Source organism: Vibrio sp. 2134-1, assembly GCF_033339495.1.
This window is the reverse complement of record NZ_JAWOUS010000013.1, coordinates 91,994-111,127: the sequence shown is the minus strand read 5'-3', so window position 1 is coordinate 111,127 and position 19,134 is coordinate 91,994. Positions and strand designations below refer to the sequence as shown.

The 19,134-nt window shown below is 45.2% G+C and carries 20 protein-coding genes; 13 read left to right on the top strand and 7 right to left on the bottom strand.

Going from position 1 to position 19,134, the window contains the following annotated elements:
* Positions 1 to 163: 163 nt before the first annotated feature.
* The 7 genes from R7R78_RS15435 to R7R78_RS15405 all read right to left on the bottom strand — a co-directional run bounded on the left by R7R78_RS15435 (position 164) and on the right by R7R78_RS15405 (position 7,445).
* Positions 164 to 1,531, bottom strand: a complete 1,368-nt coding sequence (locus R7R78_RS15435; RefSeq protein WP_225473965.1) for a TrkH family potassium uptake protein — start codon at positions 1,529 to 1,531, stop codon at positions 164 to 166.
* Complete coding sequence (locus R7R78_RS15430) at positions 1,528 to 2,190, bottom strand: potassium channel family protein (RefSeq protein ID WP_005388291.1); 663 nt, start codon at positions 2,188 to 2,190, stop codon at positions 1,528 to 1,530. Before R7R78_RS15430 ends, R7R78_RS15435 begins: the two co-directional genes overlap by 4 nt.
* A gap of 250 nt (positions 2,191 to 2,440) precedes the next feature.
* Positions 2,441 to 3,649, bottom strand: coding sequence for a DEAD/DEAH box helicase (locus R7R78_RS15425; RefSeq protein ID WP_005382264.1), 1,209 nt, complete (start codon positions 3,647 to 3,649; stop codon positions 2,441 to 2,443).
* Positions 3,650 to 3,748: 99 nt separating this feature from the next.
* A complete protein-coding gene (locus R7R78_RS15420) occupies positions 3,749 to 4,489 on the bottom strand; it encodes a transglycosylase SLT domain-containing protein (RefSeq protein WP_225473962.1) in 741 nt (246 codons plus the stop codon).
* 210 nt (positions 4,490 to 4,699) lie between these two features.
* The gene (locus tag R7R78_RS15415; protein ID WP_005388294.1) at positions 4,700 to 5,944 is read right to left on the bottom strand and encodes an NAD(P)/FAD-dependent oxidoreductase; all 1,245 of its coding nucleotides are present in this window, start codon (positions 5,942 to 5,944) and stop codon (positions 4,700 to 4,702) included.
* A 7-nt stretch (positions 5,945 to 5,951) separates the two neighbouring features.
* A complete protein-coding gene (locus tag R7R78_RS15410; protein WP_033906896.1) occupies positions 5,952 to 7,019 on the bottom strand; it encodes a class I SAM-dependent methyltransferase in 1,068 nt (355 codons plus the stop codon).
* Between the two features lie 27 nt (positions 7,020 to 7,046).
* A complete protein-coding gene (locus R7R78_RS15405) occupies positions 7,047 to 7,445 on the bottom strand; it encodes a hypothetical protein (RefSeq protein ID WP_005382272.1) in 399 nt (132 codons plus the stop codon).
* Between the two features lie 76 nt (positions 7,446 to 7,521).
* On the opposite strand from R7R78_RS15405, the gene R7R78_RS15400 reads away from it, so the two are divergent.
* From R7R78_RS15400 to R7R78_RS15340, 13 genes are read left to right on the top strand one after another with little or no spacing between them, the layout of a single operon-like run.
* Positions 7,522 to 8,250 carry a beta-ketoacyl synthase chain length factor gene (locus tag R7R78_RS15400; protein ID WP_054865733.1) on the top strand — a complete coding sequence of 243 codons (729 nt, stop codon included), beginning with the start codon at positions 7,522 to 7,524 and terminating at the stop codon, positions 8,248 to 8,250.
* Positions 8,247 to 9,014 carry a lysophospholipid acyltransferase family protein gene (locus R7R78_RS15395; protein ID WP_053307503.1) on the top strand — a complete coding sequence of 256 codons (768 nt, stop codon included), beginning with the start codon at positions 8,247 to 8,249 and terminating at the stop codon, positions 9,012 to 9,014. The genes R7R78_RS15400 and R7R78_RS15395 overlap by 4 nt, the downstream gene beginning before the upstream one ends.
* 13 nt (positions 9,015 to 9,027) lie before the next feature.
* The gene (locus R7R78_RS15390; protein WP_005382278.1) at positions 9,028 to 9,288 is read left to right on the top strand and encodes a phosphopantetheine-binding protein; all 261 of its coding nucleotides are present in this window, start codon (positions 9,028 to 9,030) and stop codon (positions 9,286 to 9,288) included.
* A gap of 15 nt (positions 9,289 to 9,303) precedes the next feature.
* The gene (locus tag R7R78_RS15385; protein WP_086046591.1) at positions 9,304 to 9,561 is read left to right on the top strand and encodes an acyl carrier protein; all 258 of its coding nucleotides are present in this window, start codon (positions 9,304 to 9,306) and stop codon (positions 9,559 to 9,561) included.
* The gene (locus R7R78_RS15380) at positions 9,561 to 10,121 is read left to right on the top strand and encodes a hypothetical protein (RefSeq protein WP_225473959.1); all 561 of its coding nucleotides are present in this window, start codon (positions 9,561 to 9,563) and stop codon (positions 10,119 to 10,121) included. Before R7R78_RS15385 ends, R7R78_RS15380 begins: the two co-directional genes overlap by 1 nt.
* 4 nt (positions 10,122 to 10,125) lie before the next feature.
* On the top strand, positions 10,126 to 11,526 hold the full coding sequence (locus R7R78_RS15375) for an AMP-binding protein (protein WP_225473956.1): 1,401 nt from the start codon (positions 10,126 to 10,128) through the stop codon (positions 11,524 to 11,526).
* A 10-nt stretch (positions 11,527 to 11,536) separates the two neighbouring features.
* Positions 11,537 to 11,905, top strand: a complete 369-nt coding sequence (locus R7R78_RS15370; RefSeq protein ID WP_151514612.1) for a 3-hydroxyacyl-ACP dehydratase — start codon at positions 11,537 to 11,539, stop codon at positions 11,903 to 11,905.
* Positions 11,898 to 13,604, top strand: a complete 1,707-nt coding sequence (locus R7R78_RS15365; RefSeq protein WP_225473954.1) for a glycosyltransferase family 2 protein — start codon at positions 11,898 to 11,900, stop codon at positions 13,602 to 13,604. The genes R7R78_RS15370 and R7R78_RS15365 overlap by 8 nt, the downstream gene beginning before the upstream one ends.
* On the top strand, positions 13,588 to 15,141 hold the full coding sequence (gene hutH, locus R7R78_RS15360; protein WP_225473952.1) for a histidine ammonia-lyase: 1,554 nt from the start codon (positions 13,588 to 13,590) through the stop codon (positions 15,139 to 15,141). Before R7R78_RS15365 ends, hutH begins: the two co-directional genes overlap by 17 nt.
* A complete protein-coding gene (locus tag R7R78_RS15355; RefSeq protein ID WP_115385818.1) occupies positions 15,141 to 15,587 on the top strand; it encodes an acyl-CoA thioesterase in 447 nt (148 codons plus the stop codon). The genes hutH and R7R78_RS15355 overlap by 1 nt, the downstream gene beginning before the upstream one ends.
* Complete coding sequence (locus tag R7R78_RS15350; RefSeq protein WP_064353716.1) at positions 15,587 to 16,207, top strand: LolA family protein; 621 nt, start codon at positions 15,587 to 15,589, stop codon at positions 16,205 to 16,207. Before R7R78_RS15355 ends, R7R78_RS15350 begins: the two co-directional genes overlap by 1 nt.
* Complete coding sequence (locus tag R7R78_RS15345; protein ID WP_225473950.1) at positions 16,179 to 18,521, top strand: MMPL family transporter; 2,343 nt, start codon at positions 16,179 to 16,181, stop codon at positions 18,519 to 18,521. The genes R7R78_RS15350 and R7R78_RS15345 overlap by 29 nt, the downstream gene beginning before the upstream one ends.
* A complete protein-coding gene (locus tag R7R78_RS15340) occupies positions 18,518 to 19,129 on the top strand; it encodes a DUF3261 domain-containing protein (protein WP_225473948.1) in 612 nt (203 codons plus the stop codon). The genes R7R78_RS15345 and R7R78_RS15340 overlap by 4 nt, the downstream gene beginning before the upstream one ends.
* Positions 19,130 to 19,134: the final 5 nt, after the last annotated feature.

Sequence of the window (19,134 nt, the reverse complement as noted above, 5' to 3'; positions counted from 1 at the left end):
TATAAATTGAGTGAATGAATAGTATCGAAACGAAAGGAAGATGAAATGAACTTCTACGAATTTGTAGGTAAAACTGGGCAACATTCCACATATTCTATAAATGTACGAGCACTGCTATTAATCAATGCTCGTAATGGTCGCGCGGCCATTGTTTAACGCTATATTAACCTGTAAGAACGGCGTCTTCTGGGTATTTGACCAAGGTAGGTTCAGGACGTGCCAACATGTAGGCAAGCGTGAGCGGCCCAATACGACCAATGATCATCACCACGATCATAATGTATTTACCAGGTTCAGAAAGTTCCGCAGTCAAACCGGCGGTGAGCCCCACTGTGGCAAATGCGGAAATGGTTTCAAACATAACTTTATCAAAGCTGGCCTTCTCGGTAAGCATCAATAAAAACATTGCGCTTGTCAGGATGGCTCCGCTCACAACGATAATTGCCAATGACTTAGTCACAGTTTGCCAATTTATGGTTCGCTTAAACATAACCACATGTTTCTTTTGGCGTAAAAAGGTCCACGTAGCCATAAACGCAACAGCAAATGTGGAAACTTTAATACCGCCCCCCGTTGAGGTGGAACCCGCTCCAATTAACATTAGAACAATCATGACCAGTAAGGCTGGCTGGGTAAACAACGCCAAGTCAACACTATTAAACCCTGCCGTTCGAGCACTCGCAGATTGAAAGAATGCCGCCAACCATTGCCCTGTTGCAGGTAAAGACGCCATTGTGTTTGGGTTGCTTCGCTCAAGTAACCAAAACATCATCGTTCCGACTAAGAGCAATATCGGTGTCGCAATCAGCATGATTTTGGTGTGAAGATGCAAAAAGTGGAAACCTTTGCGCCAGTTTATCCAGATGTCACCCACAACAGTAAAGCCAAGCCCGCCAAAAATGAATAGCCCCGCCAGTGTAAAGATAACCAACGGATCATTCACAAAGCTCATCATACTGTCAGAAAACAGCGCGAACCCAGCGTTGTTAAATGCAGAAATTGCATGAAACAAGGCGTAAAACATACCAGTCTGCCAGCCCATTTCAGGGACCCAGCGGATAGAGAGAAAAATAAACCCGACCGTTTCTGCAACAAGCGCGAAAACAACAATCCGCTTTACTAGTCGGTTTAGATTGACTTGCCGATCTTGCCCTAATGCTTCTTTCGCCAGCGCTTGTTGACGCAAACTCAAACGCACGCCGAACATATAGAGTAAGACTGCCGACAACGTCATCTGCCCCAACCCACCGATTTGCATTAAAAACATCAGCAAGATTTTACCCGCAAGCGTAAAGTGTTGCCCAGTATCGACAACACCAAGCCCTGTCACACTAATAGCGGACGTTGCAGTAAACAAAGCATCCGTTATCGACAGGCCCGTAACAGAAAAAACTGGCAAGGTTAGCAATACCGCAGAAGGCAGTAAAACACCGAGAAAACTGAGCAATATAATACGCGGTTCGTTGCCCTTCGCTTTCTCTTGTTTACCATCTGGTGCGTAAAAAACACCTTTCTGATGAAAATACGTCATAGCGATTTTAATTTATTTGCGAGCGCATCTTGAGGGCCGACCACAATAATTAGGTCACCAATTTCCAGCGTGGTATTAAGGTCAGGTGCCTTGGTAATTTCTGGGCCCCGTTTAAACCCTAGCACTTGCACGCCATCGACTTTGCACAGAGCCAAATCACTTAGTGTCTTACCCATCCAACGAGAGCCAATCACAAACTCCGTCATAGCTAAGCCACTGCCTAATGGGTGGAACTCAAGAACCCGTTTATCGAGCATTTTACGCGCGACACGTATCCCCATGTCACGCTCAGGCATGATAATGTGGTCTGCGCCAATTTTTTGCAGAACACGAGCTTGGAAGCGGTCGTTGGCTTTAACCCATACTGACTTTACTCCCGCCTCTTTAGCAATCAATGTCGCAAGAATACTGGCATTGACATCCGCTCCGATGGCAATCATCACCATGTCGTAATCATCAAGTTTGAGCTCAGCAACCGTCTCTTCGTGAGTACAGTTAGCCACAACCGCCTGACTAACAAAACTGGCGGCTTCTTTAACTCTGTCTTCGTTGATGTCAACGGCTAAAACTTGAGCGCCTGAATCTTGTAACTCTTTACACACTGCCAAACCAAATCGGCCAAGACCAATAACGGCGAATTGCTTATCACCTGTTTTCATTTGTGCCCCATCTTATGCATTCATTAGCAAGCAAAAAAGTTTGCGCCCATTCCTTACCTTGTGCAAACCTGCGGACAGATAATTGACAAAAGCTTAACGCACCTTGATTCACTTTACGTGTTAAGCGTATGACACTGATTAACTTTTTTCCTCATTACCGAATAGAAACCGTCGCGATGGCTACATAATTGGATGCCTTAAAACGCAAAAAGCCGCAAGAATGCGGCTTTTAGATCATGGGATAAACTGGCTATTTTGATTCGCGCTTATCGTGCGGTTTACGTTTATTCTTAGGCACGTAATTTAAAATTGAAATTGGTACTGGCTTTCTTGGCGCAAAACCTTCAATTTCCACTCGCTCTAGCAAGTGCCCTAAACGACTTTCAATCATGCAGAGGTTCTTAAAGTCGTCTTTTGAAACCAGTGATATCGCCTCACCTTTCGCGCCAGCACGACCTGTACGACCAATACGATGTACATACTCATCCGCTGGGTAAGGTAAATCGTAGTTGATGACAACTGGCAGATTATCAATATCAATACCGCGCGCAGCAACGCCGGTTGCGACTAAGTACTGGATTTCACCCGCTTTAAACTTTTCTATTAATTCCTGGCGAACACGCTGATTACGGCCACTGTGGAATGCTTCTGCCACAATGCCACGTTTCTCAAGTTGGCTTACCAGTTTGGCTGCGCCGTGTTTAGTTTCAATAAATACCAGTACTTGCGACCAGTCATTTTCTTTAAGCAAGTGACTTAACAGCGACGACTTCATGTCTTTATCGACGGTCGTGATCCACTGTTTAATATTTGATTTTGAGGCACTGTGCTTTGCAATCGTGATCTCTTCAGGATCAATAATCGCATTTTTCGCCAAGTCACGAACAGGGTTAGATAACGTCGCTGAGAACAGCAAACTTTGCACATGTTCTGGCATACAGTCGACGATTTTGTCGATCGCATCGATGAATCCCATATCCAACATTTTGTCGGCTTCATCAAGCACTAGCATTTCCACTTCATCAAAGTGAATCGCGCGTTGACCGTACAGATCAATCAAACGCCCAGGCGTGCTTACCACAATATCGACACCCTCGATCAAGGCTTGTTTTTGTGGTGCATAATCCACACCACCAAACATCGCCATTGAGCGTAATGGTAAGTTTTTACCATAAGCTTCAATACTTTGATGAACCTGAAGCGCAAGTTCGCGTGTTGGCGTTAGGATAATCGCACGAGCGCGTTTTTTACGTTGCGTTTCGCCTCGACTAAGCTTTTCTAAGATTGGCAGAACAAAACTGGCCGTTTTACCTGTGCCCGTTTGCGCTGCTGCAATTAAATTGCGGCCACGCAATACGATTGGAATGGCTTTTTGTTGGATAGAAGTGGGTTTTTCATAACCTAGCGCTTTTACTGCATCAGCAATCGATGCGCTTAAACCAAGCTTAGAAAATGGCATAGAAAGGTCTCAACAGAGGAAATGGGCGCGTAGTGTATCAGAATCCCCGTGAAGTAACAGAAGGATTCATGCGCGAAAAACTAGGAACATGACACAATCTTAGCCCATGAAATTGGGCTGCAAACCTTTTTCTAATTTTTTCCTCACTTTGTAGGAAACATCATTAAGTGTGATTTTCCCCGTTTTGTGGCGGTCGATACCTGCATTCTGTCGATAGGCAATTGAGCCTTGTCTGAACAAAACGAAAGACGGCGGTTTACCAATCGCAGCAGGGTAGAGAATGGCCATGTAAGCATCTTCTAAGCTATTAATTTTATTTCGATAGGGCCAATAGTACGCTTTCACATAGTCAAGTTGTTCAAGCGCGCTCATTCTCGCAAGAGTCTTTGTGTTCACTCCTAATGACTCTGCGGTAGAGGGCATAAATTGAATTAACCCTGTAGCCCCGCTTCCGGAACCATTTTTGATGCTTGGACTGAAAGTTTCAGCAGTTTCAAATGCCATGCACGCCATAAGATGATTAGGATTGATCTTTAGCTCTTTACTAATACGGATGACTTTAGATTTGAACTCTGGAGAAACTTTACCTCCCCACGCTACCGCGTTCTCGGGAGCTGCAATCGAAGAGACCGTTGATGCGTCATGTTCTTCGACAATTTTAGAAAGTAGAGGAAGCGTTTGGCGTAGTCGATGGCTCGAACTCACCAAGCGAATTGATTTGGTAAGAAACTTGTCTTTTTTTTGATGTAGTTTTTGGAACTTTACTAACTTATACAGTTGCTTATAAACCGTTTTCACAACGAAGCCGGATGTAGGGAACACTCCCAGAATGTAATCCATTTCCTACAAATTTAATATAAATATCAGCAACAGGAATTCTAGATGTGATCAATGTCACCATAAAAATTCTCAAATTCGATACACACCGATGTAAGTGGTCAATGTGTCTCCAACACGCTAGAAGTACAAGTAAAGAGGCATTAAAAAGGTCTTACCAATTTTTTGGTAAGACCTAGGCTTACTGATTCTCGGATAAGCGAATGTATATTCTTACAGTTCAGCTTCCCGAACCAGTTCTGCAAGCGTCGACAAACGCTGCTCACTTTGTTTTACGTAAGGATTATTCGTATCCCAAGCATATCCAGCCAAAATCGCACTAATCATCTGTTTAATACGTGGGTTCGGGTTTTGATAGAAAATCACATCTTGCAACGTGCCGTTGTACCAGCCTTCCACATAAGTGCGGAATGTGTTCACTCCCACCATTAAGCGTTGCGAGTACTCTTCTTGCCAATCAACCTTTTCACCATTCAGCTGACGAACCACGCAGTCCGCTGCAAACTCTGCCGATTTCATGGCGATAGTGACACCCGATGAAAATACAGGATCAAGAAACTCACCTGCATTACCAAGCAACGCGTAGTGCTCTGTCGCTAAACGTTTGACGTTAGCAGAATAGCCACCCAACTCGCCTGCTGGATTCGGGTAATTCGCATTTCGCAACAAAGAAGCCAAACCCGGCTCTTCATTGGCTAACTGCTGCAACGCTGCAATCTTATCTTCTGGGTATTGTTCGAAAAATTCTGGCTCACCCACCACACCAAACGAACAAGTACCATTAGAGAATGGGATTAGCCAGTACCATACGTCGTGATTTTCAGGATGAACTGAAATTAAAATTTTGTTGCGATCGTATTCCGGCTCTTGGGGAGAGATATGATCTTCGATATGGGTAAAGATCGCTTTTCTAGGCGGAAGACAAGAAGGTTCTTCTAGCTCCAACAAGCGTGGCAAAACACGCCCAAAGCCACTTGCATCCAGCACAAAATCTGCTTCGATTTGATAAGCCTTCTTATTTGAGTCGAGCACTTCTAATCGAGACTTTTTCCCTTCAAACACTAGGTTGAGCAGCTCATGCTGATAACGAATCTCTACGCCTTGCTCTTCAGCGCTATCTGCCAATACTTTATCAAAGTTGGCACGTTGAACCTGAAACGTCGTGCCCGGTCCTGGTGTGTATTTGTTTGTAAAGTCGAACTGGGTGTATACGCCATTACGACGAAATGCAGCACCATCTTTATACTGGAAACCAAACTGCTTTACTGCATGAGTCATTCCTGCTTGTTCAACAACTTCCATACATGCAGGGAGTAGGCTTTCTCCTATGGAAAAACGTGGAAAAGTCGCTTTTTCTAAGACAACAACATCTATGCCACGCGATTTTAATAACGCAGAAACGGTTGAACCTGATGGCCCCGCTCCTACGACAACAACTTGCTTGAGCTCTGTTTTCATTCTGAATTTAGTTTGCTTGTAGTTTTAATAAGGTATGACCAAGGCCAATATTGTCGGTTCTTTCAACGACAGATAAACCTGCCGCTTCGACAATTTCTAAGAAATCATCACTGCGATAAAAGCGACTATTACCGTTAGCTAAACAGGTAAAATAAAGAGAAGTGGCATTAAGGCTATAGGAAGCTCCCGCGTATTTTTGAGCATCCCAAAACAGCTCCAATACGTAAATAGTATCTCCCTTCGTTAACTGGGCTTTAACTTTTTTAAGGATATTGAGGATCTCAATTGGGGAAAAGCAATCCAAGAACTGGCTCATCCACCAAACGTCAGCATGCTCCGGCAATGTTTGTGCTTTATCAAGCATGTTTGCAGGGTATGGACGTACACGCTCGACGAACTGATTTTTTGAAACATTCTTCATCGCTACTTCTAATTGCTGCGGTAAATCAACAATCGTCACTTGAACGTCAGGGTCATGTTTACAACACTGAATCGCCCATTTTCCCGTATTTCCGCCAATATCCACAAGATGCTTTGGCTTGCTTGCAAATACCTCTTTAAGCAGAAGTGGGAACGAGCGATCCGAATAGAAATGATCGAACTTAAACCAGCTCTGTTTGGCTTGTTCTGGTAACGTCGATAGACCTTGATAAATGGTCTCCCAATTGCCCAACTCTTTCAAACCTGACGGTTTACCTTCTTGAATTGCTTCCGTCAAATGCATCATCGCGGCGTAACAAACATCTGCCGTAAAATCCATGTTTGCATTCGTCATACCATCATGAAGAAGGTAAAAACCAAGGTTTGCAAGCGAATAGTTAGGTCGTTCCCATAAAACAATATGCGCACTAATCGCCATATCCAACAGTACTTTAACACCATATTCTGATACTCCCGTTTTCTCGGCAATATCTGTGGCACTCATGCCTTGAGCGCCAGCGCTGTCTAAAGCGGCTAAAATACCTAAATCTCGAAGCGTTTTGGCGGTCTGGAACACGATTGGTGCAAAAGATAACTTCTGAGCTTCTGTCTTCGCTTCAAAAGCATTAAAAGGGTCATTATTTTGATTTAACACGGAAAAACCTAACTGCAATTAATAGTTTTATTGTTGAGATTGATTGCCCAACAATGCAATAGCTCGCTGAATATCAACATTCAAGTTGTTTACCCAACGATTGTAATTGCGGTGGATTTTGCCATCACTTGCTTTGAGATTTACTGAGTTGAGATAAATAATTGAGTAATATTTATTATTGTATGGGATTTTTACTTCTGCAGAGTGTTTACGAACGTGGATTTTTGCAATAAGAACACCAGGGCTTACTTCTTCGATCGTCCAGCCTCGGTTAGTTGCTGATTGCACTATGGCCATTTTTACTTGTTTATTTTGAAGATCATAAGCAACTGGAGTATCCTCCACATTCATTACAGGTTGTACTCGTCCACAACCAACAAGAAGCAAAGTTAATAATAACGAGACATACAGCTTAAAACGCGACATGATAATTTCCTTTTTATTGTGAATTTGGGTCAACCCCAATTTGTATCGAGCTGTAAAATAAACAATTTAACCCAATATGCCAAACTCGAAGATCAACATTTCGTTCAATATTGATGCGTGGACAGCGAATTCATTCGGTTTATCCGAATCCAATGAATGGAAACAATGGGCAACAGAGATAAAATGGCCAGAAGATGGCAAAATCAATGTTGCAAATATTCCTGCGATGATGCGCAGAAGAATGAGCCCACTCAGTAAACTGGCGGTACAAACTGCAATCGAAATGCTTAATCAACATCAAGTTGATTACCTTGTATTTTCAAGCCGTCATGGTGAACTGCATCGCAGCGTCGCACTAGTTGAAGATATAATTAATGGAGAAGAGGCGTCTCCGATGGCTTTTTCTCAATCGGTGCACAATACCGCCGCAGGGCTTGCCACTATCGCAACTAAACAACCCATTCCCCTAACTTCTATCGCTGCGGCAGAAAACACATTCCAAAGCGCAATATTAGAAGCATGGCTGTTTTTGTCCGACAATCCTGACAAAAAAGTACTGCTTGTTGATTTTGATGAGCCTATGCCTGACTCTTATTTAGAATATGAAAACCAACAATACCAAGGGTTTGGACTTGGCTTAATACTTTCTCATGGAGACAATTTCGCGATACAAAGCTCCATAAACGCAGAACGTTCCGGTCATCCTCTTCCTCAAGGTTTAGTATTTTTGCAACAATACTTGTTAGATAAAAGCCAGTGGACTATTTTCGCTCCGCATCAAGCTTGGGAATGGCACAAAAAATGATTCGCTTAAATCAGTATTGGCGTGTGCTAGCAACAGGCTTTTGTTTTTCAGTATTTGGGTTAGGTGGTTTAGTACTGAGCTTCATTGTTATTCCGACCATTCGTATTTTTGTTTCAGACCAAACGGAACGCGAATATAAAGTTCAAGGTGCGATTCGATATTCATTCAACACATTTTGTAAATTGATGAAGTTGAGTGGCGCAATCGATTATCAAATTATTGGTGCCGATATTCTTCAACAAGATCGTAATTGTTTAATTGTTGCCAACCACCCTAGTTTAATCGATTACGTTCTCATTGCTTCACAATTAAATCGCTGCGACTGTTTAGTAAAATCGGCAATATGGTCGAATCCTTTTATGAAGCACATCGTAAAAGCAGCCGGATATATTCCCAATGAAGCACCGGATGATTTATTAGCACTTTGTGATGAACGATTTAACAAAGGCAACGTGTTGCTTATATTTCCTGAAGGAACAAGAACAACGCCAGGTGTAGAACCGAAATTACAACGTGGTGCAGCACAAATTGCGGTAAGAACAGAACGAGATTTAAGAGTTGTCCATATTACGGTAACGCCAAGTTTCCTCACAAAAGAGAAAAAATGGTATCAAGTACCGGCAACAAAGCCCTTTTTCAGGGTTGAAGTTAAGGATAAAGTTGAGATTACCCCCTTTATAAAGCAAACTACGTCGCCGACAATAGCGGCGCGACGCTTACAACAGCACCTAGCTGAAAACATTTTTCCAGAAAACTTTTATTAATAAGCAGGTCCCAGTGGAACAGTTACACAACGACATTAAGCAACTTATTATTGATGCTTTAAACCTTGAAGATTTAACCGTAGATGATATTGAAACGGATGCACCACTTTTTGGTGATGGACTTGGCTTAGATTCTATCGACGCGCTTGAGCTTGGACTCGCAATAAAAAAACAATACAACATCGTTATTGATGCCGACGACTCAAATACGCGCGAACACTTTGCTTCTGTAGCAAATCTAGCGAAATACGTTTCTTCTCAAACTAATGAATAAGTTGTAGGTATATTCATGACTGATGTAAATAAAGATCAAGTATTTGAACAAGTTAAAGATGCGCTTGTTGAGCTGTTCGAAATTGACGCAGCCGAAATTCAATCAGATGCGCACTTATACCAAGATCTCGATCTTGATAGCATTGACGCCGTTGATTTGGTCGTACACCTACAGAATGTCACTGGCAAAAAAATCAAGCCAGCAGAGTTTAGTGCAGTAAGAACCGTTGACGATGTGGTTAACGCTGTCACTGAGTTATTGAAGGAAAGTTAATGCGCCAATTGCTGACTGGTCTGTCTGCAATTGTACTGTTTGCCTACCCCTTCGCCGTCTATTTCGGTATAGATAAATTTGGCTTGAACTTAGTTGGGGGCTTGTTAATTGCTGCGTTACTTTTGCGTGTTTTCGTCGCAAATAAGACCCCACTAAAAGAGTTTAAGTTCTTGGCGCTCGTTACGGGCGCTGTTGGCATTGTCCTAATTACGCTTGGCATGGTGTTTAAACAACATGGGTGGCTTCAGTTTTACCCTGTCGTTGTCAATGTATGTATGCTGTGTGTATTTGGACTGAGCTTAAAACAGCCGCAATCGATCATAGAGAGGCTTGCTCGCTTGCAAGAACCCGACCTTCCGGCTAGTGGCGTGGCTTACACTCGCAAAGTGACGATGTTTTGGTGCGCCTTTTTTACGCTCAACGCTGCCGTTGCACTCTATACCTGTTTCCTACCAGTAAAAATATGGACGCTTTATAACGGCCTCATCAGCTACTTACTTGCTGGTGGCTTGTTCGCTGGAGAATGGATCGTGCGTCAATTTGTTCGAAAGGAACACTAATCGTATGAATACAACGTATTCGAGCTTTACCTCCCTAGCGACCTTGTTCATCGCAGAGAGGTCTGAGCAATCCCCTGTCTCTTACGATCGCGACACGGTTATCACGTGGGGTGATTTCCAGCAGCACGTCGCAACACTTGCTCAGCAGTTAGAAACCCAACCAACGCAAAACATTGCGTTGTGTTTTGGCAACAGCTACCCGTTTGCCGTTGGCTTTTTTGCTTGTTGTTATGCAGGAAAATCCATTGTATTACCTGGTAATTACCAACCAGAAGCACTCAAAGAGCTCAGTGGGCACTACGATTTGTTGCTGCATGATGCCGATGTCTCGGTTCCAGAACTGGTGAGCTCGCTTTTGATCGAATGTCAATCATTGCTAGAAACCACCGTGATTAACGAGCCAGAGGCCAAACAACCTTATTTTTGGCGTGAATTAAATCTGGCGGAAATACCGGTAACGCTATTCACTTCGGGTTCAAGCGGCACACCAAAAGCCATTGCAAAAACGCTGAAACAGCTCGACATCGAAGTTTCTATTCTAGATAACCTATGGGGCGACACGGTTGCCAGCACACGCGTTGAAAGCACCGTTTCTCATCAACACATTTACGGCTTGCTGTTCCGCGTATTGTGGCCTTTGTGCTCTGCACGTCCATTTTCAGCACACAACCTTGAGTTCCCAGAGCAAATTGTCCATCACGCTGATGCTGACACCACGCTAGTAAGCAGCCCTGCGTTACTAAAACGACTCAGTGAAGAGCACAATCCGGTTGCGATTCGGTGCGTATTTTCTTCTGGTGGTCCCTTGCCAAACCAAGCCGCGCAGCACAGCCAGTTGTTGTTTGGGTCACTTCCTATTGAAGTGTTTGGCAGCACAGAAACCGGCGGCATCGCTTACCGTCAGCAGCACGTAGCTAGCACTCCCTGGACGTTATTCCCTGGTGTTGAAGCCGAGCTTAACCATGAAAATTGTTTAAAGCTCCGCTCGCCACACATTGATGAAAACACTTGGTACCAAACTACGGATGAATGCTATTTCCATGATAGTATTTCTTTTGAATTGCGTGGACGCACTGACCGAATCGTCAAAGTCGAAGAAAAGCGTATTTCCCTTGTCGAAGTGGAAAAACGTTTAGAGCAACTGCCGTGGGTTCAAGAAAGCGTGGTGATCCCAATGGAAGAATCTGGTCGCCTCACGTTAGTCTCGATCATCGTACTTAACGATCAAGGCAGCGATGTGCTTAATGAACTTGGTAAAGGCAAATTTTGGCTTGAGCTTCGCAAGGCACTGCGCAATTGGCTAGAACCGATCGCTATCCCGAGAAAATTCCGAGTGGTCGACGAAATTCCATTGAACAGCCAAGGCAAACGCCAAGTTGCTGAAATTGAAAAACTATTCCAATAAAGCTAGTAACATGGATAAAAGAAAACCAACCATTCAGAATATTGAAGTGAGTGACCATACCGCGGAGCTGTCGCTGCGAGTGGATGCTGACATCTTAGATTTCCAAGGTCATTTCAATCACTTCCCTCTTTTACCCGGCGTCACTCAAATTGATTGGGCGCTGTTCTACGCCGTTCAACATTTGAATACTCCCAAGGTATTTAAAGGAATGGAAGTCATCAAATTTCAAGAGCCGATTCTGCCAAACGCCGACGTTTGCCTCTCACTCTCTTGGGACAATGAGCGCGAGAAATTGACCTTTAAGTACACATCGAAAAACGGTGAAACCTTGGTGACTCACTCTTCAGGCAAAATGAAACTGGGTGAGTCACGTGAGTGATTACCGTCCCTGCTTTTTAATTCCTTGCTACAACCACGGCAGCACAATTGCAGACGTGGTTGCGTCGTTATCCTCTTTCGATTTGCCAGTGCTGGTCGTGGACGACGACAGCAATGAAGACACCAAACAAGCGCTTTCAGCATTGAGTGAGCAAGGGCTGATAAAACTGATTAGTTTGAGTGAAAACCAAGGCAAAGGTGGCGCTGTGATGGCAGGCCTACATCAAGCTCACCAACTTGGTTTTACGCACGCCATTCAAATCGACGCAGACGGTCAACACGACCTAGAAGCATTGCCGAAATTGCTCAGCGCCAGCGAAACAAAACCAGATAACCTGATTTCGGGCCAACCGATATACGACGAGAGCGTACCTAAATCCCGTTTGTATGGTCGCTACGCTACGCACGTGTGGGTGTGGATAGAAACCTTGTCACTATCTATCAAAGACAGCATGTGCGGTTTTCGCGCCTACCCAGTGGCGAAAACGGTCGCCGTGTTGAACAAGTACAGCATCGGCAAACGCATGGATTTTGATATCGAAATTCTAGTGCGAATGTATTGGGAAGGCGTCGACATTGATTTTGTTCCAACGCGCGTGATCTACCCTGAAGGTGGCATTTCCCACTTCGACGCATTGTGGGACAACGTCAAGATAAGCTGGATGCACACTCGCCTATTTTTTGGCATGTTGCCGCGCATTCCTTCGCTACTCGCCAGAAAGCGCCAAAACACAGATGACAGTAATGCCCACTGGTCGAAACGAAAAGAACAAGGCACGATTTTAGGCATCAAAACCTTACTCGCGGTTTACCGCTTGTTCGGCAGAAAAGCGTTTGACCTGATTTTAAAATTAGTCATGCGCTACTACCACTTCACGGGTAAATCTGCCCGTGAAGCGTCTGAGATTTACCTGCAAAACTTGCAGTACTACGCAACGCAGCAGAGCATCGCACTACCAAAACAGTTGGACAGCTATCATCATCTGCTTTCTTTTGGGCGAACCATGCTCGACAAACTGGCTGCCTGGCAAGGTGACTTTAACGTCGATAACCTAACCATTCACGGCCAGCATCATTTCGAAGAGATGGCGCAGAAAAAACAAGGCGTGCTCATTTTAGGCTCGCACCTTGGCAATATCGAACTCTGCCGCGCGCTTGGTCGTCGACACTCTCATGTCAAAATCAACGCCTTGGTATTTACCCAACACGCTGAACAATTTAATGCGGTAATGAAGGCGGTAAACCCAAACTCGGAACTGAATTTGATTCAAGTCAGCTCAATGGGACCAGACACCGCGATTCTGCTTCAACAAAAAATCGAGCAAGGTGAATGGGTGGTGATCGTTGGCGATCGCACTTCTACCAGCAAAGAAAATCGGGTCGTTTGGGCAGATTTTCTTGGTAAACCAGCGCCATTTCCGCAAGGCCCATTCATGCTGGCCTCGGTATTAAAAGCGCCGGTTTATCTACTCTTCGGCCTACGCGACGATGAAGCGAACACTCCGCATTTTAATGTGTACTTTGAACACTTTAGTGACCAAATCACGCTACCACGCAAGGAACGTCAGCAGGCACTAGAACACGTTGTTCAACAGTACGCACACAGATTAGAACACCACACACTGCAAGCGCCGTTACAGTGGTACAACTTTTTTAACTTCTGGACTTTAAGTAATCAGCCACATGACAAACAACAATAATCACAACATCACTTTTGGTGCCCAATCTTTAACCATCGAAGATGTCGTTGCCATTGCTCAAGGTGCAAAGGCAAACATGAACACCTCGCCAGAATTTACCGCGAAAATTGATCGTGGCGTGGCGTTTCTGGAACGATTACTGAAAGAAGAAGGCGTTATTTACGGCGTGACCACGGGTTACGGCGATTCATGCACTGTGGCGATTCCACCTGCTCTTGTGGATGAACTTCCGTTGCACCTTACGCGCTTCCATGGCTGTGGCTTAGGTCAAATCCTTTCTCATGAGCAAGCTCGTGCGGTGTTGGCGACACGTTTATGTTCATTGTCGCAAGGCGTATCTGGCGTGTCTCACGGTCTGTTGAACCAAATCGTTACGCTTATCAATCACGATATTGCGCCGCGTATTCCACAAGAGGGCTCGGTGGGCGCAAGTGGCGATTTAACTCCTTTGTCTTACCTAGCGGCGACCTTAATTGGCGAGCGTGAAGTGCTTTACAAAGGTGATGTGCGACCAACACAAGAAGTGTTTGCAGAGCTGGGCATTGAGCCAATTCGCCTAAAACCAAAAGAAGGTTTGGCGTTAATGAACGGTACATCCGTGATGACTGCCCTCGCCTGTCTTGCCTACAAACGCGCAGAATATCTAGCGCAGCTGAGCACCAAGATTACCGCGATGGTCTCTGTGGGTATGCAAGGTAATGACTTCCACTTTGATGAAGCGTTGTTTGCGGTAAAACCTCACCCTGGTCAACAGCAAGTTGCGGCTTGGCTGCGTGATGATCTCAATGCTGAACGTCCGCCACGCAATAGCGACCGACTGCAAGATCGTTACTCGCTGCGTTGTGCGCCACACGTGATTGGCATGGTGCAAGACTCACTGCCTTGGCTACGTCAATTGATTGAGAATGAACTAAATAGTGCCAACGACAATCCAATCATCGATGGCGACAACGAGCGCGTTCTGCACGGCGGTCACTTCTACGGTGGTCATATCGCAATGGCGATGGATACGTTGAAAGTGAACATTGCCAACTTAGCTGATTTGCTGGATCGTCAGATGGCGCAACTGATGGATTACAAGTTCAATAACGGCCTGCCGTTTAACTTAACCGGTGCAGAAGGCGAGCGTAAACCTATCAACCATGGCTTTAAAGCGGTTCAGATTGGTATCTCAGCTTGGACGGCAGAAGCGTTGAAAAACACCATGCCAGCGAGCGTTTTTTCTCGCTCAACCGAGTGCCACAACCAAGACAAAGTGAGCATGGGCACCATTGCAGCTCGTGATTGCTTACGCGTACTTGAGTTAACAGAGCAAGTTGCTGCGGCTTCACTCCTAGCAAGCGTTCAAGCGGTTGAGATTCGTCGCCGTCATAACGAATTGGACGAACACCACATGAGTCAGAGTTTGCGAGTAACTCGTGACGCCGTACTGAGCGAGTTTGAATTTGTGATTGAAGATCGCCCGTTAGAACAAGATTTGCGTCATTTCATTGAACGCATTCAGCAACGTCATTGGCCACTCTACGCGGAGGTATAATGCAAGAGCAGGTTCTCTACCCATTAGAAGCGGAGGTGACTATGGTCACCTCATTCCAAGATGCTGACCCGATGGGCGTGATTTATCACGGCAACTTCTTTCGGTATTTTGAAGAAGCGCGTCGTGTGCTGATGGAGAAGATCCAATACAGCTATAGCGATATGCAAGACTCTGGGTACATGTGGCCGATCATCGACACGCGCGTAAAATACGTGAAGGCGATTCCGTTTAATCACACCATTCGCATTACCTCGCAACTCACGGAGTGGGAAAACCGCTTACGTGTGGATTACGTGATTTACGACGCCGAAACGAATCAACGTATGTGCAAAGCGCATACAACGCAAGTCGCCGTATCCATTGAAAAGCAAGAGATGTGCTTTGTTTCTCCAGCAGTCTTTTTAGATAAAGTAGAGCGATGGCACAACCATGGGAGCCTGAACTAATGCAAAAGTGGTTACTCTCTTTTTTGCTGATATTTTCTGTTTCAGCACTAGCCACACCGACAGCAAACGTAACGGATTTGGCATCGCTTCAACAGCAGTTGTCTCAGCATGAAATCGTGCGCGGAGATTTTACGCAGCAGCGTCATCTGGAAATGTTCAGTCAACCTCTAACCTCTAAAGGTCAGTTCACACTAAGCAAAACACATGGCTTGTTGTGGCAACAAACAGAACCTTTTGCAGTCAATTTGGTATTGACGGAAAACAAACTTCGTCAGACTTTTGCCGACCAAGCACCGAAAACGATCTCTGCTGAAGAAAACCCAATGGCGTTCTACTTTAGTCATGTGTTTTTATCCGTGTTCCACGGGGATACTTCTGCACTGCAAGAACAATTCACACTCGATTTTTCAGTTGAGAACACTCAGTGGAAGCTCGTTTTAGTGCCCAAACAGTCGCCATTAAATGCGGTGTTTAAAGCCATCACCCTTTCCGGTAAAACGCACATTGATCGCCTAACCCTGCAAGAGCTGCGCGGCGATAAGACCGAAATCACGTTTACGAACCAGACCTCTCTACCTCAGGAACTCACGGATGCCGAAGACGCTCAATTCCGTTTCTAAACTCAGTCTTGGCACTCACACCTTTGCTCTGGTTTGGCTCAATCTCGTTGTTTTAGCGGGCGCGTTGCTACTCAAACAATGGGTTTGGAGTGCAGAATCTCCGATTGAGACCAACATTTTAAAACTACTGCCGAAGAACCAACAAAACCCGGTGGCTGAGCAAGCCTTTGAGTCGGTCTCGGCAAGTATGAGCGACAAAGTCATTTTCGTGATCACAGCGCCGGACAAAAATGCCCTTTTTGCAGCGGCCGCTGAATTTGATAAGGGGTTACGCCAAAGTAATCATTTTCGCGATGTGGTGGGGAAAATCTCACCTCAAGAACAGCAAGCTTGGGCGAGTTACTACTTTAAGCACCGCTTCCAATTGCTGACGCCTGAACAACGAGAGCGTTTAAGCCAAAATCCAGAACAGCAAGTGCAGCATGTGATTCAGTCGCTGTACAACCCGTTTTCTGGAGTGACCGGGCAAGAGTTACAAAATGACCCTTTCTTGCTATTTCGTGATTATTTAAGTCAAGTTACCCAGCAATCGTCCTCTTTCCGATTGGATAACGGCTATCTATCCGTCGAAAAAGACGGTGCTCAATACTTGCTTATTACTGCCGAGCTAAAAGACTCACCTTATAGCCTAACTGGGCAGCTTGCAGTCCCTGATATTCAAGCGTTAGAACACGGCGTCGCGCAGAAATATGGCGCTGAAGTCGCACATACTGGCGTTCTATTTTACGCCGACTTTGGTACGCAAAGTGCAAAATCGGAGATCAGTACCATCGGTGTGTTCTCTCTGCTCGGTATCATTGCATTGTTCGTATTGGTCTTTCGTAGTGTGGTGCCACTGTCTCTCGCACTGCTTTCCATCACCATTGGTTTGCTCGTTGCGTTGTCAGTGACAACGTGGATTTTTGGAAAAGTCCATCTGTTCAGCTTAGTGTTTGGCGCAAGTTTAATCGGCGTGTCTATCGACTACGCATTCCACTACCTAACGGAACGTCTTGCGGCGGGAAATGAATGGGATAGCGAGCAAGGGTTAAAGCATATTTTTATAGCGATCACACTGGGCTTAATCACCAGTTTGATCGGATATTTGGGCATGTTGGTGGCACCGTTTCCTGGTTTGCAGCAGCTTGCGCTGTTTTCATCCATTGGTCTGATTGGCGCTTACATCACCGTGGTGGCTTGGTATCCGATACTGGTTCGTAACCCATCGCGCACCATTTCGAATTTACCAAGACAATCATTGTTGGCGAAATGGTTAACGCTTTGGAATCACCCTCGAATTAAAGTCGGATTACCGATGTTATGTGTGGTTGCGAGTGGCTTTTTCTTGCTGCAATTGAACTACGATGACGACATTCGTCTGCTGCAAACGATGCCGAAAGATCTCAAGCAGCAAGAAACCTTGATTACGACGCTCAGTGGCATGCAATCTTCGCAGCAAATGTTGGTCGTTACCGCCGACGATGACGAAAGCCTAATGAAAAAGCTGGAGTCTTTGACACCAACTTTAGAAGCGTGGAAAGCGGACAGCACCATCGAAAGCTACCAGAGCCTGAGCCGCTACTTGAGCTCAGTGGAGCGTCAGCAACAAGACTATCAATTGATTCGCGATCTTTACGCGACACAATCCAGCCCACTTACTTCCGGGCTGGGCTTAAGTAAAAAGCCCAAAATGGACGCCGACTTTATCCCTGTTACGGTTGAACAGTACTTGCAAAACCCGGTATCAGCGCCTGTACGTTTTCTTCATTTGGGTAAGATCAAAGGAAAATCGGCAACGGTAGTGGTGTTAAACCAATTGCAAGACTCCGCTGTTGTTAAGGCATTTGCCAAATCACAGTCTGATGTTGTCTACCTAAACAAAGCTGAAGAAATATCCACCCTATTTGGTGAATACCGAATCAAAATCATAGAGCTATTGGCAGCCGCCAGTGCTGTGATCTTTCTGGTATTAATCAAGCGGTACGGTCTGCAACACAGTTGCCGAGTTTTACTGCCATCATTGATTGCTTGCGCCTGCGGTCTGGCAACTGCTGTCGCGATGGGAACAACATTAAACCTGTTCAACTTGCTTGGCTTGGTGCTCATTCTTGGTATAGGGATCGATTACACTCTGTTCTTTGCCGAGAAAGCCCGCAGTGTGAGCACACTATTGGCGATCACCCTTTCGGCAATGACCACTGTGTTGTCATTTGGATTGCTGTCACTCAGCCAAACTCACGCGATTCACAGTTTTGGCATTACGGTGTTAAGTGGTATTTTTGTCGCTTGGCTGCTCTCTCCGATTGCAATTAAAACAGAGGAAACGACGTCATGATTTTCAATCACGCCTTTCGCTGCGCGACGTTATTCGCACTGAGCCTGTTTTTAAGTGCATGCAGCTTGGTCCCTCACCAATCGACGCCTCAGGTCGACATTGCCGAGCACACCCAAGTTAGCTTGCCCACTCCCGCAAGCTTGGGCTATCAGTTGTCTGCCAGTCAGTTAATTACGGCTTCTTGGGCAATAGATGGTAAAACCAAATCTGAGCAACTTCCGGTACAACTGCAAGTGATCAACAACGAAGTGGTGCTGGCAGGCTTCTCATCCTGGGGGACGAGAGTACTCTCACTGTCTTACGATGGAGAACAAATTCAAACCGAAGTGCTCAACGGTTTACAAGGTTCGCTACCGCAGCCAGAACAGGTATTATTTAACTTGATGATCACGCTCTGGCCGAGTTCCGCTTGGGAAGGATCGTTAAATGAGGTAAGGTGGCGAATTATTGATAAAAATAATTCTCGCGCCATCTTTGATAGCGGCGGTGAAAAGATCATTGAGATTCAATACAGCTCTTCTAACAAGTTAGAGGGTAAGATTGATTTTCATCACCTCAAACATCAGTTTTCAATTTCTATTCAAACACTGCAACATCAGATTAACTAAGAACA

Bases quoted from the DNA above. Each gene is read 5' to 3' on its own strand.
- R7R78_RS15435 (WP_225473965.1), bottom strand. From the start codon at position 1,531: ATGACGTATTTTCATCAGAAAGGTGTTTTTTACGCACCAGATGGTAAA.
- R7R78_RS15430 (WP_005388291.1), bottom strand. From the start codon at position 2,190: ATGAAAACAGGTGATAAGCAATTCGCCGTTATTGGTCTTGGCCGATTT.
- R7R78_RS15425 (WP_005382264.1), bottom strand. From the start codon at position 3,649: ATGCCATTTTCTAAGCTTGGTTTAAGCGCATCGATTGCTGATGCAGTA.
- R7R78_RS15420 (WP_225473962.1), bottom strand. From the start codon at position 4,489: ATGGATTACATTCTGGGAGTGTTCCCTACATCCGGCTTCGTTGTGAAA.
- R7R78_RS15415 (WP_005388294.1), bottom strand. From the start codon at position 5,944: ATGAAAACAGAGCTCAAGCAAGTTGTTGTCGTAGGAGCGGGGCCATCA.
- R7R78_RS15405 (WP_005382272.1), bottom strand. From the start codon at position 7,445: ATGTCGCGTTTTAAGCTGTATGTCTCGTTATTATTAACTTTGCTTCTT.
- R7R78_RS15400 (WP_054865733.1), top strand. From the start codon at position 7,522: ATGCCAAACTCGAAGATCAACATTTCGTTCAATATTGATGCGTGGACA.
- R7R78_RS15395 (WP_053307503.1), top strand. From the start codon at position 8,247: ATGATTCGCTTAAATCAGTATTGGCGTGTGCTAGCAACAGGCTTTTGT.
- R7R78_RS15385 (WP_086046591.1), top strand. From the start codon at position 9,304: ATGACTGATGTAAATAAAGATCAAGTATTTGAACAAGTTAAAGATGCG.
- R7R78_RS15380 (WP_225473959.1), top strand. From the start codon at position 9,561: ATGCGCCAATTGCTGACTGGTCTGTCTGCAATTGTACTGTTTGCCTAC.
- R7R78_RS15375 (WP_225473956.1), top strand. From the start codon at position 10,126: ATGAATACAACGTATTCGAGCTTTACCTCCCTAGCGACCTTGTTCATC.
- R7R78_RS15370 (WP_151514612.1), top strand. From the start codon at position 11,537: ATGGATAAAAGAAAACCAACCATTCAGAATATTGAAGTGAGTGACCAT.
- hutH (WP_225473952.1), top strand. From the start codon at position 13,588: ATGACAAACAACAATAATCACAACATCACTTTTGGTGCCCAATCTTTA.
- R7R78_RS15355 (WP_115385818.1), top strand. From the start codon at position 15,141: ATGCAAGAGCAGGTTCTCTACCCATTAGAAGCGGAGGTGACTATGGTC.
- R7R78_RS15350 (WP_064353716.1), top strand. From the start codon at position 15,587: ATGCAAAAGTGGTTACTCTCTTTTTTGCTGATATTTTCTGTTTCAGCA.
- R7R78_RS15345 (WP_225473950.1), top strand. From the start codon at position 16,179: ATGCCGAAGACGCTCAATTCCGTTTCTAAACTCAGTCTTGGCACTCAC.
- R7R78_RS15340 (WP_225473948.1), top strand. From the start codon at position 18,518: ATGATTTTCAATCACGCCTTTCGCTGCGCGACGTTATTCGCACTGAGC.